The following is a 14,107-nucleotide window of genomic DNA, read 5'->3' on the forward strand; positions in this document are numbered from 1 at the left end:
TTCCACACTTCGATATCCGTTTCACAGCTGTCTCCTTGCGTACTGTCTTGGGGGGCACTATCGGGCATCGGGCACTGTTGCCGGATGGCTTCCCGCCTGTTCAGGTGTGATATCCATCGGAAGCAGAATGGCAATGGCGCGGTGCTTGTAGAGTTCGCCGCGCTTCGCCGCCGTCGGGACGGTTCCGTCATTTGCGAACTTCTTCGCAACCTCGAGGAGGCGTCTGCGGCATTTCACGATCGCGGTGTCCGAGGTACCCAAGTGCTCCTTGGTCCGGTCTGCGATCGGCCCCTGGCTCTCCTGCACGGCGAGGTCCTGAAGTTGGGCACTCGGAATTCCGGTGAATGAGCCGCGTCTCTGCAGATCCCGATCCATCAGGTAATCGTTCGCGCGGTTCCCCTGCGGAATGTAGGTGCCCGGGATCAATCTCGCGTAATCCAGATTTCCAGTCTTGTATTCCGCCAGCTCGTCACTGCCAAGAGGACGTCCGACGTGATAGCGGACGCGATACCACCAGCAGTTTTCGTCGTCGATGGCAATGAACAGATTGGCTCTGCACACCAGCCCCTCGGCTGTGGGCACCAACACGTAGTTGGGCATCAACCACTGGGTGATGCGCCAGTAGTAGTTGCCGTTACCCCCGTCCCTTCGTGCGGAGATTCGCATTCCGAAGTCGGTGTCTTCGCAGAAGAACCGCGGCGCCCCATCCGCATCCCCGAATTCCTGAAGATTGCCCACGGCAAAGACGTCCTTCTCCATCGGGGCCATGGAATGGTGCAGGAAGGTCAGGTGGGCCGTGTCGATACTGCCCTCGAGTGCCTGCAGATAGTTGCACTTCATCAGGCACTTGGAAACATGGACGTTCTGCGGAGGAAGGCTCATGAATTCCATGTCGGGCAAAGCCGGCATGGACTCTTGCGGGCCGAGATACGCCCAGATGATGCCGCCCGCTTCCCGCACGGGATACGCCTTTGCACGCAGATTCGGGTTGCAGCGCATGGGGCTTCCTTGCGGTTCGCTGGGCATGTCGAGGATTTCACCCGCCACGCTGAACTTCCAGCCGTGATAGACGCAACGAAGACCGCCCTCCTCGTTGCGGCCGAAGAACAGGTCCGCGAGTCGGTGGGGGCAATGCGCGTCGAGCAACCCCACTTTGCCGCTGGAGTCGCGAAAGGCGACAAAGTCTTCCCCCATCAGCCGCACGCGAACCGGCGGACAGTCCGCTACGGGCAATTCCTCGGAGAGCAGCGCGGGCTGCCAAAACTGCCGGAACACCCGTCCCATGGCAGCGCCTGGACCCATCCGAGTCAAGGTCTCATTGCTCTCGGAATTCGACATACCCGATCTCCTTCAAAATTAGTAGCGGTTCGCTATTATTGGGTCGTCGTTCATGGCTGTCAACTGCGGTGGCCCCATAGAATCAACGGATGCGTACCCCGAACAGCGTCCCTCTCGAAAACAGGATTTCCTACCGTTGTCTTTCGATCGCCACGCGCATCACGCGCTTTCTTGCGCCGAGGTGGAAGGATGAGTTCGGCCTGACGGTGATCGGTTGGCGAGTCATGGCGGTCATCGGTCGATTCGAGCCGATCTCTGCCAAGGAAGTGGCCGCGAGGACGAGCACGGACGCCTTCTTCGTTGCCCGCGCAATCGAAAAGCTGGTCGAACAGGGCTATGTCAAGAAGGCAGTGGACATGCATGACAGGAGGCGCCTGAGCTTGAGCCTGTCCACGCCCGGCAAAAAGGTCCACCGGCACGTCGAGGCCATGATCAGTCAGGTGGAGGCCGACCTGCTTGCCGAAGTTTCGGCGGCGGATGCGAAGACTTTCTTCCACGTGATGTCGGTTCTCGGGGACCGCGCCGCACGACTGAGTGCTCCGGACGCTGCGTCCGGAGAAGCCGCCTGAAGGCTCACATGTTTCGCGCTGCGCTGGTCATTGCGCCAGCACGCTGGCGACACGCTCTTTCTCGGTGAGCGTTGGGCCACGGCGCGATCCAAGGAATTTCGCTTGGGCGTACTGCCCGATCAGAATGGTGAGTTCGACCCGCGGCATGAGCGCGAAAATCCGGTCATGCCACAGTGGCGCGCATTCAGGACGCGGCGGCAAGTCGCCTCCAGCACCTCGCCCGGGATAACACATCCCCATTGGAACGATCGCGCACTTGCGCACGTCATGGAACGTTGCGTCATCCACTCCCAGCCATTCGCGCAGGCGCTTGCCACTGGCGTCATTCCAGGGGACGCCGCTCCCATTCCTGTTGGCGGTCATCGGACTGCTTCGGTCATGGTGGCTGCAAGATGAACGCACTACGACCTACCATTCGAACCCGGCCCTGACACACCAGCACCGCGGCCGCGATCAAGTTCGCGTCGAGCAGCTCGCGAGCCTTGGCCTCCCCGGCGTCCAGGGCGTCGTGCACCACGGTTTCCGGGAGAGCCGGTACGGCCACTGTCACGAGGCGGTCGCCCAAGTCCGAATCCGGTTGCAACTCCCGGGCAGGCCGGCGAACGACAAGCGGGTGATCGACGTTGACCGCGTTGGCGACCGCTGTTGCGGCGGCGTCCGCCTGCGCAGCCGTCAATGCGAGGATGGTCACACTGTCCGCGATGCCGAGCGAGAAGCTCCGCCCCGGCCATCCACTCGTCGCAACACCACGGACTGGGTTCGCGGCATCGATGTTCAGGTGGAGCCGTTTTCCGGGATCGTGTGCCGCGTGCGGATCAGAGATGTCGGGCACAACCGCAATGCGCATTCGTTCGCCCGCTTCAAGATGCAGGGCAATGTCGCCTCCGTTGTTGATGGCGGCTCGCCTGACACCGGCAGTCCGATAGAAATCCACGATTTCATCCGAGACGGATCCGGCCACGGCCGCCATCGGCGTGATGAAGTCGCGCGCGAATGGACGACAAGCGCTCCACATTCGCCGGGCGACAGGGCCCACCATCCCGCATTGGACTCGCGGGTCGATCGCTTGCCGAAGGTCGGGAAGTTCGGCGACCAATTCCGGCAGGATCTGCCCGAAACGTGCCCAGGCCTTCGCGTGGGCTTCTTCGATCACGGCGCTCTCGCCCAGCGCGAAGATCACCAGGTCGATGGGACCGTGCTGGAAGTGGATACGGCCCTGATCGAGCCGGCCGCATACAGGGCCCACGTCATTCGCCGATCGTACGCACCTCGTAGCCCCGCGGCGGCGCCTGCAGTGCTGTCCGGGCACGGCTCAACGCGGCATCGACGGAAAACACCTGGTCGCTGTGGCCGCCGAAGTCGAGGTAGTCCGCCATGGTCATCGAGAATTCGATGGGGGGTCTCCTCGTTTTCAGTGCAATAAGTGACGGTACGAAAAGCTAGCACTGGCGCGGAGGTGGTGTTGGTAGATCGTTGATTTCATTGACTTTCCTGTTCACTTTCAAATCTGCGATTCGTGGCGTCAAACCGTGGTCGGTTTCATCCATTGGTGCCAGTTATCGATGCATTTGGCCGCGAAGGCAGGATTTGGTCAGCATAGCGGTCAACCGGGAAGCGAAACACACCCCGCAAGTTGATGCTCTCCAGCCTGGTGGGCGCAATCTTCCCGATCAGTTCCGGTGGAATGACCTGGCGGCGGTTCGACCAGCGATCCAGGACCGCCTGCATCTGTGAGGTATTCCACGCCATCACGATGTTGGCCATCAGGCTCAACGCATCGGCCACAGCCTGCATTTCATCGACACGTTTGGCCTGCGCCGGGCTGATCCGGCCGGTATAAATGGCGCGCTTGAGGGCGTTAACAGCCTCGCCCCGATTGAGCACCCGGCGCAACTCGTTCCTGAAAGCGTCCTTGACAAAGTAGTCAGCCAAAAACGCCGTACGCAGCAACCGCCCCAATTGCACGCCAGCCTCATAGATTGGATCGCCCTGGGCGGCAGAACCGAACCGCGCAAGAGCTGCCACCGCACTGGCATGTCCGCTCATGACCGAGGCTGCCAGGTGCACCAGACTATCCCAATGCTTTTCGATCAAAGCGACGTCGACATTGGCTTCGCACACCGCAGCGATTTCTGCGGGCACTTTGGTGCCGCGTGGCACAAAGAGGTGGCGCTGTTTGAGTTCCTTCAACCGCGGGCAAAGATCAAAACCAAGCAAACGGGCATGTGACATGGCAAAGTCGGTGTAGCCATGGGTATCCACAGCAAGCTGGCTGGTCTCCAGCTTTTCTTGGCGGATGACACCTTCAATGGCCACGCCCGCCTGGCGCTCATTGAGCACAAAGGGCTGCGCATGGAAGATGCCCCACCGGTCTTTTACATGGGAGTAGATTCCAATGGAAGGTGTGTTGCGCCGAGGATCAAGCCGGGCTTGCCACACCCGTTTGGTGGTCTCCATGGTCATCATGTCAGAAGATGCCAAATCGGACCGCCCCCAGGTGGCGGCAATCGGGTGTCGCTGCATGAATTCCAGCACAGCCTGGCAGGCCTGGCTCAGACGCCGTTCGTCCCGCGCCCAGCGCATGGCCTGGCGAATGCTGGTGGCAGACAATTGCGGAATCATGCGCGCGCATTCGACCGCAGTCAGACTGGTGCCGTGGGCCATGATGCCGGCATAGACCATCAGCAGCTCGTCGGTAGAGCGCGGCTCACGTCCGAGCATGATCCAGCTAAAGCGCACCTGGGCGTCAACGGCCAGAATCACTTCCGGCAATTGAACCTCACCGATGCGGTGATCCAAAGCCGCGCGCAGCTTGGTCACTTCTGGGTCTTCGTCCTCTGCGGGCAATGGCGACAAATGGAGTTCATCATCCACGCGCAGTACGCCACTGCGGGCTGCAGCGGCCACCGCATCGACACCGGCAGTTACTCTGGCCAGCAAAGGCTTCAAGAAAGTGGCAGCCTTGCTGGGTAACGATAGACGGGCATAGTGTTTCTTGGACTCTGCCTGCCAACGCTCGTCCGTGAAGAACAAGCGCGCACGACCCCGAAAGCTCAGGCTGTGCTCAATCCAGACCGAGCCATTGCGCACCGCGCGGCGCAGGGCAAACAGGGTGGCCACCTCCAACGCCTGAAACGCCCGTTCCCGGTCTGGGCTGGAGATCGAAACCTGCCAGATCATTCCCAGACTTGGTGCCACCACTTCAACTGGCAGCTTTCTGGATCCTTTGAGATATAAAGCTTGCAGCTTGGCAAGGTACTCGATGGCAGGATGCTCGCCGGTGGCCTGCCAGGGCAGCTTTGCAATGGCGACGAGCAACGACCGCACGGGGCGAATTCCATCAATCAATCCCTCGCGGACCAGGGAGGCCCTGCTCGGTGGTTTGCGTTTCTGGGTTTCGGTGATCAAGGCTTCAAGACGGGCACGCAACTCAGCATCTGGCACCGCACCTTGCGCGCTCAAGGCAACAAGTTCGCCGAGCAGCGTTTTGTACATTGCGGCCCAATTGACGGTAGCGGGGACATCGGCGGCAGCCTGACGCCACAGATCGGCGATCCGGCGCTGCACCATAAGGATCAACTGGTCTGTGGTGGTGAACAGGCAATACCGAAGAAAGCATGCGACCTCCACGGTGCGCGCTGGCTCTTTGATCTTGGCTCCGGCTGAGGGCGGCCTGGAGACAAGTCGGCGCGCGTAGCGGCGCAAGATGAGATCGGGGATGTCTGCCAGGTGCTTATGAACGTCCAGCGTGTAAAGCAGGTCGATGCGCTCCAGTACCTCGCTGATTTGGCGGGTTGAGTGTTTCGCCGGTGCAGCCCATAGCCAACTCTGCTGGGTTTGTCCATCTGGGCGCAGCTCTGAAACTGAGGCTCGCCAGCGATCAAGTGTTGCTGGATCAACGCTGGCGGCGATGGCGGTGCCTGTTTCAACTTCAAGCTGGGCAAGTGCCGCCGCAATCAGTGTCCGAATTGCCCGCTCGTGCACGATCACCAGCTTGTTCTTGTACAGCCATTGACGCGCCCGCACGAGTAGCTGATCGCGGTCGGCGCAGCGCGCCACTTCGTCGCGCAGTTCACGTACCAGTGAGCGGCGCTGGTGCTCGCTCATCCACTGGAATCCAAGGACCGTGCAGGCTACTTGTTGGTGATCGAATAGCGTGCGCCCGCGTTCATACATGGCTCTCAGCGAGGCGACTTCTGGTGCTGCAATGCCAAGCTCGTTGCCAAGGTGGCGCCACAAGGCTACTGGAATTACCCGAAAGGCACCGAGCAAACGCCCACTCATGCGCAGGAAACCAATATGGAGCGCCAGACCAAGCTTGTGGGAATCACCTCGGCGTGCATTGATTGCGTCGCGCTCGGCACCATCGAAGGTGAAAAATGCCTTCATCTCGAAGTCGCTGATATCGCGGGGGAGCCCACGCATCCCCAAAAACGTTGTGTGCCAACCCTGCATCGTGAACCTCAAAAGTGGGAGGCCACCATACCCGTTTACAAAGCGAACAGGAAAGTCAATGAAATCAACGGTCTACCCAGACCACCCCCGCGCCAGTGCTAGCTTTGCGTACCGTCACTTATTGCACTGAAAACGAGGAGACCCCCAGAAACTCCTTGTGGGTTTGGCGGCGGCAACGAGTTCGACATCCAGCGACGGTGTGAGCAGCTCGTGCGATCGCGGGCCGTATGCCGCTTCCGCCCACTCGTAGGAAGTGCCGACCTCGTTCGCGAACGACTGCACGGTGGGAACGCGATTCGCTTGGCTCCATCGCGCCGCGTTAACGATCTGGGCGACATAACGGTCCACCAGGTCCGGCCGCTCCTTCACAAGCTGCGCGCTCACTGTCAGCGTGGCGGGCTGCTGGTTGCTGCCGCGAACGTGGGGGTCGGGGTGGTCGCCCCATCGACCTCTTCCCGCGCAAGGCATGGTGCCGCCTCGCCACGCGCCATGCGAAGAACCTGCTGTCCGAGGACATGCTGCCGCATGACCGGGCCGGCCACCCGCGGCTGCGCGAAGCCGTCGCCAATCGCGTGAGGCTCGTGCGCGGCGGTGTGCAGGTCGTCCCGTTTCCGTGCATGGCAGGGAGCACCGCCGCCCTGCCTTCGGCGAAGCTCGCCATCTGTTGCCCGGCCGACTTTGCGTTCACGGGCGAGCCATGGAGCGCGGACGCGCTCGCGGAGCTGGTCGGGTGGTCGCGCAAGCACGCGGGCTGGCTGGTCGAAGACGACCGTGACCTCGACCTGTACGAAACGGGCCCGCATGAAGCGGTCCTTGCCCGGGGCGCAAGCGCCGAACGAACGATCTATCTCGGCTCGTTCGAGCGCAGCGTGTTCCCCGAGGTGGGCTGCGGCTTCATCGTCGCTCCCCACGAACTGGTCCAGTCTTTCTCCGCCGCTGCGCAGCAGCAGGCGTACAACTCGCCGCTGCAGATGCAGCGCACGCTGTTTGATTTCATCACGCAAGGCTATATCGGGCGTCACGCCAACCGGCTTCGCAAAGCCCATGGGGAGCGGCGCAAGGCGGCGCTGGCGGCCTTGCGCAGGGGCGCTTTCACGGGAGATCTCTCGTTCCAGGCCGCGGGTTCCTACCTGGTGGCGAGCTTTCGAAACGTGAGCGAACCGGGGCTGCTGGAACGCGCTCTCGAAGAAAATCGCGTCGGGGCGCGCGTGCTTGCGCGTCCAGGCAGGCGTGAGCAGCTGCTGCTGGTGGGCTATGCAGGCGCGCCGCGTGAAGAGCTCTTCGCCGCGATCGGCGTGCTCGACGCGCTGCTTACGCGATCTTGCCGCCGAGTGACTTGACGACCGCCGCCCACTTTTTCATGTCGGCCTGGATGAACGCGTCGAACTGCGCCGGCGTGGATGCGGCCGGCACCATGCCCTGGGTCGCCATCCAGGAAGACACGGCGGGGTCTTCCATCGCTTTCTTGATGGCCTGGTGGATCTGGGCCAACACCGCGGGCGGCGTTGCCCGTGGCGCGATGACCCCGAAGTAGCTTTCCACGTTGAATCCCTTCACCGTGTCCCCGATCGGGGCGGCGTCGGGGAAACCGGGGAGCCGCCCGCGGTCCGGCCGGCGCCACCAGCTTCACGCGGCCCGCTTGCACCATCGGCAGTTGGGAAATGAACGAGTCGAAGAGCAGCGTGAGCCGGCCGCCGATCAGGTCCTGCTGCGCGGGGGCGCTGCCCTTGTAGGGCACGTGAACCAGGTCCACGCCGGCCAGCTGGTTCAGCATCAGGCCGGCGAGGTGCGACGTCGAACCGAGTCTCGCCGAGCCGTAGCTCAGCGTCTTCGGGTTCTTCTTCGCATAGGCGACGAGTTCCGCAACGTTGTTCACGGGCAGGCTGGGTGTGGCAAAGAGCGCGATCGGCAGCGTGCTGATCAGCGTCACGCCGGCAAGATCCTTCACCGTGTCATACGGCAGTTGCGCCATGATGCTCGGGTTCACCGCGAGCGATGGGATCACGAGCGCGATCGTATGCCCGTCGGGCGCCGCCTTCGCGACGAGGTCGGTCCCGATCACCGTGCCGCCGGGTTTGTTCTCGACAACCACCGCCTGGCCCCACGCGGCCTGCATCCGCTGGGCAAGCATGCGCGTGAGCGCGTCGGCGGAACCGCCGGGCGGGAACGGCACGATGAAGCGCACGGGCTGTGTCGGGAACGTGTTGGCAAAGGCCGGCATCGCACCTGCGAGCAAGGTGAGGGCGAGCGCGAGGATGGGTCTTCTGGCAAGCATGGCGTTGTCTCCTGGGCATTGCGGCGCGGAAAACGCGCCTGATGCTCCGCATGCTACGCAGCGGCGACCAGAGCACCTACGGCCAACCGCCATCAAAACTTGCAGGCCAAGGGACGGTCCGATGCCTGGCTGTGCCGTGTGGGTTCGGGCGCGCAACGCCCGGTCCACGAGTCGCGCAAGCATCTAAAGATCGAGCACCAACTCCTCGGTCAACGAGCCCGAGCAGCAGATCAACATGCTCTTGCCGTGTGTTCGCTCCTCCTCGGAGAGGACGCAATCGCGATGGTCTGGACGGCCCGCGAGAACCGCGGTCTCACATGCCCCGCAGACCCCCTGCTGACAGGAAGACTGCACCGGGATGCCCCGCTGCCGGAGCGATTCCAGAATCGTGCATCCCTTCTGGATTCGGATCTCCTGATTGCTGCGGGCAAGTCGGACGAGGTAGCCTCCGTCGCGCGACTGCATTTCCTTTGCCTTGAAGCGCTCCAGATGAAGGCGCTCCTTCGGGAGGTGCACGCAGGCGCTCTCGACGCACTCCAGCATTGACTCCGGTCCGCAGCAGTAGATGTGCGCCCCTTTCGGCGCCTTCGCGACGATGGAGTGGATGTCCAGGCGCGGGGTCCCGGCGTCCTCGCTGAAGCTCACATGGACGCGCCCGCCCAACCGGGGAGACGACAGGCAGTCAAGGAACGCCGTCGTCTTGCGGCTGCGGCCTCGCATGTACATGGTCCAGGGCTTGCGCAACGCCTCGAGCCTTTGAGCCATGCTCCACAGCGGCGTGATTCCAATTCCTCCGGCAATGAAGACGCTATGGGCAGCATCCTCCTCGAGAGCAAAGTTGTTGCGCGGCCCGGCGATGTCGAGCAGCGTCCCGGCCTGGACATGGGCATGCATCGAAGCCGAACCGCCTCGACCCTGGGCCTCACGCTTGACGCCGACAACGTACCTGTGGCGATCCGACGGATCGTTGGCGAGCGAATAGCTGCGCACGATGCCGCCGGGAATGGTCACGTCAATATGCGCCCCCGCCTCGAACGGCGGCAGCTGTTGGCCATCGGCGCTGCGGATGTCGTAGATCAGCACGTCATCGGCGCCGTACGTTATCGAATGCACGCGGGCTTTCATGATTCCCCCATACGGCGTGACGCTACAGTTGGATCAAGTTCGTTCGCGGTGGCCCGGTGACGGGCTCTTGACGAGAACTACTTGTCAAGAGATATCCCGGCTTTCTGGATCACCCCGCCCCATCTCTTGTATTCCGACTTCAGATAAACATCGAACTCCTCCGGCGAGAGGCCGCGGGCTTCGACACCCAGCTCCTTGAGCTTATCCTGCACTTCGCGAAGCCCCAGCACCTGGCGAATCTCGTCGGCCAGCTTGTGCCTGATCTCGATCGGTGTCCCTGCCGGGGCCACGACCGCGTACCAGGGTCCCGAGACGATCGCCGGATAGCCAGCCTCGGCGAAAGTGGGAACGTTCGGCAGCACGGCGCTGCGCCTGGTGGAAGCGATAGCGATCGGGCGCAATTGCCCCGAAACGATTCGCGGCACAAGATTGATGGTGTCACCTATCATCAGGCTGACACGCCCCGCGAGAACATCGGTGAGCGCCGGCGGAAAACCCTGATACGCGACATGCGTCAGCGCGGTGCCGGCCTGCTGGTTGATCAATTCGCCCGTGACATGGCCTGTCGTCCCGATGCCCTGAGTCGCGAATGTCATCTTTTCGGGATTGGCTTTGGCGAAGTTGCGCAGTTCCTCGAAGCTGGAAACCGGCAGCTGCCTGCTCGCGACGAGCACGTTCGGCGCCTCGACCACGACCGTCACGGGCGCAAATGTTGTCGCGTCGTACGGCAGGCGCTTCATCAGGAAGGGGTTGAGCACCAACGGCCCTTGCGCGGTGAAAAGTAGCGTGTACCCATCCGCCGGAGCCCTGGCCACAAGATCAGTACCGACCGTTCCACCGGCGCCCGTGCGGTTCTCCACCACGATCGGTTGATTCAGACGGGTTTCGAGGTGTCTGCCCACCAGGCGTGCCAGCACATCGATGGAACCGCCCGCCGTGAATGGAACGACGAACCGGACTGGCTTGGACGGCCACACCTCCTTGGTCTGGGCGTGCGCGTTGCACAGGATGGCCGAGGCGAACAACGCCACGGCAAGCCTCAAGGAAATTCCACACTTCGATATCCGTTTCACAGCTGTCTCCTTGCGTACTGTCTTGGGGGCACTATCGGGCATCGGGCACTGTTGCCGGATGGCTTCCCGCCTGTTCAGGTGTGATATCCATCGGAAGCAGAATGGCAATGGCGCGGTGCTTGTAGAGTTCGCCGCGCTTCGCCGCCGTCGGGACGGTTCCGTCATTTGCGAACTTCTTCGCAACCTCGAGGAGGCGTCTGCGGCATTTCACGATCGCGGTGTCCGAGGTACCCAAGTGCTCCTTGGTCCGGTCTGCGATCGGCCCCTGGCTCTCCTGCACGGCGAGGTCCTGAAGTTGGGCACTCGGAATTCCGGTGAATGAGCCGCGTCTCTGCAGATCCCGATCCATCAGGTAATCGTTCGCGCGGTTCCCCTGCGGAATGTAGGTGCCCGGGATCAATCTCGCGTAATCCAGATTTCCAGTCTTGTATTCCGCCAGCTCGTCACTGCCAAGAGGACGTCCGACGTGATAGCGGACGCGATACCACCAGCAGTTTTCGTCGTCGATGGCAATGAACAGATTGGCTCTGCACACCAGCCCCTCGGCTGTGGGCACCAACACGTAGTTGGGCATCAACCACTGGGTGATGCGCCAGTAGTAGTTGCCGTTACCCCCGTCCCTTCGTGCGGAGATTCGCATTCCGAAGTCGGTGTCTTCGCAGAAGAACCGCGGCGCCCCATCCGCATCCCCGAATTCCTGAAGATTGCCCACGGCAAAGACGTCCTTCTCCATCGGGGCCATGGAATGGTGCAGGAAGGTCAGGTGGGCCGTGTCGATACTGCCCTCGAGTGCCTGCAGATAGTTGCACTTCATCAGGCACTTGGAAACATGGACGTTCTGCGGAGGAAGGCTCATGAATTCCATGTCGGGCAAAGCCGGCATGGACTCTTGCGGGCCGAGATACGCCCAGATGATGCCGCCCGCTTCCCGCACGGGATACGCCTTTGCACGCAGATTCGGGTTGCAGCGCATGGGGCTTCCTTGCGGTTCGCTGGGCATGTCGAGGATTTCACCCGCCACGCTGAACTTCCAGCCGTGATAGACGCAACGAAGACCGCCCTCCTCGTTGCGGCCGAAGAACAGGTCCGCGAGTCGGTGGGGGCAATGCGCGTCGAGCAACCCCACTTTGCCGCTGGAGTCGCGAAAGGCGACAAAGTCTTCCCCCATCAGCCGCACGCGAACCGGCGGACAGTCCGCTACGGGCAATTCCTCGGAGAGCAGCGCGGGCTGCCAAAACTGCCGGAACACCCGTCCCATGGCAGCGCCTGGACCCATCCGAGTCAAGGTCTCATTGCTCTCGGAATTCGACATACCCGATCTCCTTCAAAATTAGTAGCGGTTCGCTATTATTGGGTCGTCGTTCATGGCTGTCAACTGCGGTGGCCCCATAGAATCAACGGATGCGTACCCCGAACAGCGTCCCTCTCGAAAACAGGATTTCCTACCGTTGTCTTTCGATCGCCACGCGCATCACGCGCTTTCTTGCGCCGAGGTGGAAGGATGAGTTCGGCCTGACGGTGATCGGTTGGCGAGTCATGGCGGTCATCGGTCGATTCGAGCCGATCTCTGCCAAGGAAGTGGCCGCGAGGACGAGCACGGACGCCTTCTTCGTTGCCCGCGCAATCGAAAAGCTGGTCGAACAGGGCTATGTCAAGAAGGCAGTGGACATGCATGACAGGAGGCGCCTGAGCTTGAGCCTGTCCACGCCCGGCAAAAAGGTCCACCGGCACGTCGAGGCCATGATCAGTCAGGTGGAGGCCGACCTGCTTGCCGAAGTTTCGGCGGCGGATGCGAAGACTTTCTTCCACGTGATGTCGGTTCTCGGGGACCGCGCCGCACGACTGAGTGCTCCGGACGCTGCGTCCGGAGAAGCCGCCTGAAGGCTCACATGTTTCGCGCTGCGCTGGTCATTGCGCCAGCACGCTGGCGACACGCTCTTTCTCGGTGAGCGTTGGGCCACGGCGCGATCCAAGGAATTTCGCTTGGGCGTACTGCCCGATCAGAATGGTGAGTTCGACCCGCGGCATGAGCGCGAAAATCCGGTCATGCCACAGTGGCGCGCATTCAGGACGCGGCGGCAAGTCGCCTCCAGCACCTCGCCCGGGATAACACATCCCCATTGGAACGATCGCGCACTTGCGCACGTCATGGAACGTTGCGTCATCCACTCCCAGCCATTCGCGCAGGCGCTTGCCACTGGCGTCATTCCAGGGGACGCCGCTCCCATTCCTGTTGGCGGTCATCGGACTGCTTCGGTCATGGTGGCTGCAAGATGAACGCACTACGACCTACCATTCGAACCCGGCCCTGACACACCAGCACCGCGGCCGCGATCAAGTTCGCGTCGAGCAGCTCGCGAGCCTTGGCCTCCCCGGCGTCCAGGGCGTCGTGCACCACGGTTTCCGGGAGAGCCGGTACGGCCACTGTCACGAGGCGGTCGCCCAAGTCCGAATCCGGTTGCAACTCCCGGGCAGGCCGGCGAACGACAAGCGGGTGATCGACGTTGACCGCGTTGGCGACCGCTGTTGCGGCGGCGTCCGCCTGCGCAGCCGTCAATGCGAGGATGGTCACACTGTCCGCGATGCCGAGCGAGAAGCTCCGCCCCGGCCATCCACTCGTCGCAACACCACGGACTGGGTTCGCGGCATCGATGTTCAGGTGGAGCCGTTTTCCGGGATCGTGTGCCGCGTGCGGATCAGAGATGTCGGGCACAACCGCAATGCGCATTCGTTCGCCCGCTTCAAGATGCAGGGCAATGTCGCCTCCGTTGTTGATGGCGGCTCGCCTGACACCGGCAGTCCGATAGAAATCCACGATTTCATCCGAGACGGATCCGGCCACGGCCGCCATCGGCGTGATGAAGTCGCGCGCGAATGGACGACAAGCGCTCCACATTCGCCGGGCGACAGGGCCCACCATCCCGCATTGGACTCGCGGGTCGATCGCTTGCCGAAGGTCGGGAAGTTCGGCGACCAATTCCGGCAGGATCTGCCCGAAACGTGCCCAGGCCTTCGCGTGGGCTTCTTCGATCACGGCGCTCTCGCCCAGCGCGAAGATCACCAGGTCGATGGGACCGTGCTGGAAGTGGATACGGCCCTGATCGAGCCGGCCGCATACAGGGCCCACGTCATTCGCCGATCGTACGCACCTCGTAGCCCCGCGGCGGCGCCTGCAGTGCTGTCCGGGCACGGCTCAACGCGGCATCGACGGAAAACACCTGGTCGCTGTGGCCGCCGAAGTCGAGGTAGTCCGCCATGGTCATCGAGAATTC

General features: G+C 62.4%; 14 protein-coding genes and 3 pseudogenes. 3 read left to right on the forward strand and 14 right to left on the reverse strand.

All coding sequences use genetic code 11. From position 1 onward, the window contains the following. Positions 1 to 57 precede the first annotated feature (57 nt). Positions 58 to 1,338 carry a Rieske 2Fe-2S domain-containing protein gene (locus tag F9K07_RS30210; protein WP_159597310.1) on the reverse strand — a complete coding sequence of 427 codons (1,281 nt, stop codon included), beginning with the start codon at positions 1,336 to 1,338 and terminating at the stop codon, positions 58 to 60. Between the two features lie 89 nt (positions 1,339 to 1,427). Here F9K07_RS30210 and F9K07_RS30215 point away from each other — a divergent pair, with 89 nt between their 5' ends. Then, positions 1,428 to 1,907, forward strand: coding sequence for a MarR family winged helix-turn-helix transcriptional regulator (locus tag F9K07_RS30215; RefSeq protein ID WP_159597311.1), 480 nt, complete (start codon positions 1,428 to 1,430; stop codon positions 1,905 to 1,907). A 51-nt stretch (positions 1,908 to 1,958) separates the two neighbouring features. Here F9K07_RS30215 and F9K07_RS30220 read toward each other — a convergent pair. The 5 genes and pseudogenes from F9K07_RS30220 to F9K07_RS30235 all read right to left on the reverse strand — a co-directional run. Beyond that, positions 1,959 to 2,270 (reverse strand): annotated as a pseudogene (locus tag F9K07_RS30220) (uracil-DNA glycosylase family protein); the annotation flags it as partial. A gap of 13 nt (positions 2,271 to 2,283) precedes the next feature. After that, positions 2,284 to 3,153, reverse strand: a complete 870-nt coding sequence (locus tag F9K07_RS30225; RefSeq protein WP_159597313.1) for a UPF0280 family protein — start codon at positions 3,151 to 3,153, stop codon at positions 2,284 to 2,286. 1 nt (position 3,154) lies between these two features. Then, complete coding sequence (locus F9K07_RS32140; RefSeq protein WP_268894765.1) at positions 3,155 to 3,289, reverse strand: hypothetical protein; 135 nt, start codon at positions 3,287 to 3,289, stop codon at positions 3,155 to 3,157. 157 nt (positions 3,290 to 3,446) lie between these two features. Further along, positions 3,447 to 6,362: a Tn3-like element IS1071 family transposase gene (locus F9K07_RS30230; protein WP_003158660.1), complete on the reverse strand. Its 2,916-nt coding sequence runs from the start codon at positions 6,360 to 6,362 to the stop codon at positions 3,447 to 3,449. Between the two features lie 114 nt (positions 6,363 to 6,476). After that, positions 6,477 to 6,830 (reverse strand): hypothetical protein, encoded by a 354-nt coding sequence (locus F9K07_RS30235; RefSeq protein WP_159597306.1) that lies wholly within the window; start codon positions 6,828 to 6,830, stop codon positions 6,477 to 6,479. Between the two features lie 47 nt (positions 6,831 to 6,877). On the opposite strand from F9K07_RS30235, the gene F9K07_RS30240 reads away from it, so the two are divergent. Beyond that, positions 6,878 to 7,702, forward strand: coding sequence for a hypothetical protein (locus F9K07_RS30240; protein WP_159597307.1), 825 nt, complete (start codon positions 6,878 to 6,880; stop codon positions 7,700 to 7,702). On the opposite strand, the gene F9K07_RS32350 is transcribed toward F9K07_RS30240, so the two are convergent. From F9K07_RS32350 to F9K07_RS30260, 5 genes and pseudogenes are all read right to left on the reverse strand, one after another. After that, the gene (locus F9K07_RS32350; RefSeq protein WP_442907464.1) at positions 7,674 to 7,919 is read right to left on the reverse strand and encodes a tripartite tricarboxylate transporter substrate-binding protein; all 246 of its coding nucleotides are present in this window, start codon (positions 7,917 to 7,919) and stop codon (positions 7,674 to 7,676) included. The genes F9K07_RS30240 and F9K07_RS32350 overlap by 29 nt on opposite strands. Before the next feature lie 85 nt (positions 7,920 to 8,004). Then, positions 8,005 to 8,820, reverse strand: a pseudogene (locus F9K07_RS32355) (tripartite tricarboxylate transporter substrate-binding protein); the annotation flags it as partial. Next, positions 8,821 to 9,762, reverse strand: coding sequence for a PDR/VanB family oxidoreductase (locus F9K07_RS30250; protein ID WP_159597308.1), 942 nt, complete (start codon positions 9,760 to 9,762; stop codon positions 8,821 to 8,823). It lies immediately after the preceding pseudogene. 77 nt (positions 9,763 to 9,839) lie between these two features. Then, positions 9,840 to 10,793 carry a Bug family tripartite tricarboxylate transporter substrate binding protein gene (locus F9K07_RS30255; RefSeq protein ID WP_159597309.1) on the reverse strand — a complete coding sequence of 318 codons (954 nt, stop codon included), beginning with the start codon at positions 10,791 to 10,793 and terminating at the stop codon, positions 9,840 to 9,842. 73 nt (positions 10,794 to 10,866) lie between these two features. Beyond that, the gene (locus F9K07_RS30260) at positions 10,867 to 12,147 is read right to left on the reverse strand and encodes a Rieske 2Fe-2S domain-containing protein (RefSeq protein WP_159597310.1); all 1,281 of its coding nucleotides are present in this window, start codon (positions 12,145 to 12,147) and stop codon (positions 10,867 to 10,869) included. A gap of 89 nt (positions 12,148 to 12,236) precedes the next feature. Here F9K07_RS30260 and F9K07_RS30265 point away from each other — a divergent pair, with 89 nt between their 5' ends. Further along, a complete protein-coding gene (locus F9K07_RS30265; protein ID WP_159597311.1) occupies positions 12,237 to 12,716 on the forward strand; it encodes a MarR family winged helix-turn-helix transcriptional regulator in 480 nt (159 codons plus the stop codon). 51 nt (positions 12,717 to 12,767) lie between these two features. On the opposite strand, the pseudogene F9K07_RS30270 reads toward F9K07_RS30265, so the two are convergent. From F9K07_RS30270 to F9K07_RS32145, 3 genes and pseudogenes are all read right to left on the reverse strand, one after another. Next, a pseudogene (locus tag F9K07_RS30270) lies at positions 12,768 to 13,079 on the reverse strand (uracil-DNA glycosylase family protein); the annotation flags it as partial. 13 nt (positions 13,080 to 13,092) lie between these two features. Further along, entirely contained in the window at positions 13,093 to 13,962 is an 870-nt protein-coding gene (locus F9K07_RS30275; protein WP_159597313.1) for a UPF0280 family protein, read from the reverse strand. Position 13,963: 1 nt separating this feature from the next. Then, positions 13,964 to 14,098 (reverse strand): hypothetical protein, encoded by a 135-nt coding sequence (locus tag F9K07_RS32145; protein ID WP_268894765.1) that lies wholly within the window; start codon positions 14,096 to 14,098, stop codon positions 13,964 to 13,966. Positions 14,099 to 14,107 lie beyond the last annotated feature (9 nt).

This window comes from Hydrogenophaga sp. BPS33, from assembly GCF_009859475.1.
Lineage (GTDB): Bacteria > Pseudomonadota > Gammaproteobacteria > Burkholderiales > Burkholderiaceae_C > Hydrogenophaga.

What these genes read in the sequence shown, in the direction of transcription:
- F9K07_RS30210 (WP_159597310.1), bottom strand. Translation starts at nt 1,338, where the DNA reads ATGTCGAATTCCGAGAGCAATGAGACCTTGACTCGGATGGGTCCAGGC.
- F9K07_RS30215 (WP_159597311.1), top strand. Translation starts at nt 1,428, where the DNA reads ATGCGTACCCCGAACAGCGTCCCTCTCGAAAACAGGATTTCCTACCGT.
- F9K07_RS32140 (WP_268894765.1), bottom strand. Translation starts at nt 3,289, where the DNA reads ATGACCATGGCGGACTACCTCGACTTCGGCGGCCACAGCGACCAGGTG.
- F9K07_RS30230 (WP_003158660.1), bottom strand. Translation starts at nt 6,362, where the DNA reads ATGCAGGGTTGGCACACAACGTTTTTGGGGATGCGTGGGCTCCCCCGC.
- F9K07_RS30235 (WP_159597306.1), bottom strand. Translation starts at nt 6,830, where the DNA reads ATGCCTTGCGCGGGAAGAGGTCGATGGGGCGACCACCCCGACCCCCAC.
- F9K07_RS30240 (WP_159597307.1), top strand. Translation starts at nt 6,878, where the DNA reads ATGCTGCCGCATGACCGGGCCGGCCACCCGCGGCTGCGCGAAGCCGTC.
- F9K07_RS30250 (WP_159597308.1), bottom strand. Translation starts at nt 9,762, where the DNA reads ATGAAAGCCCGCGTGCATTCGATAACGTACGGCGCCGATGACGTGCTG.
- F9K07_RS30260 (WP_159597310.1), bottom strand. Translation starts at nt 12,147, where the DNA reads ATGTCGAATTCCGAGAGCAATGAGACCTTGACTCGGATGGGTCCAGGC.
- F9K07_RS30265 (WP_159597311.1), top strand. Translation starts at nt 12,237, where the DNA reads ATGCGTACCCCGAACAGCGTCCCTCTCGAAAACAGGATTTCCTACCGT.
- F9K07_RS32145 (WP_268894765.1), bottom strand. Translation starts at nt 14,098, where the DNA reads ATGACCATGGCGGACTACCTCGACTTCGGCGGCCACAGCGACCAGGTG.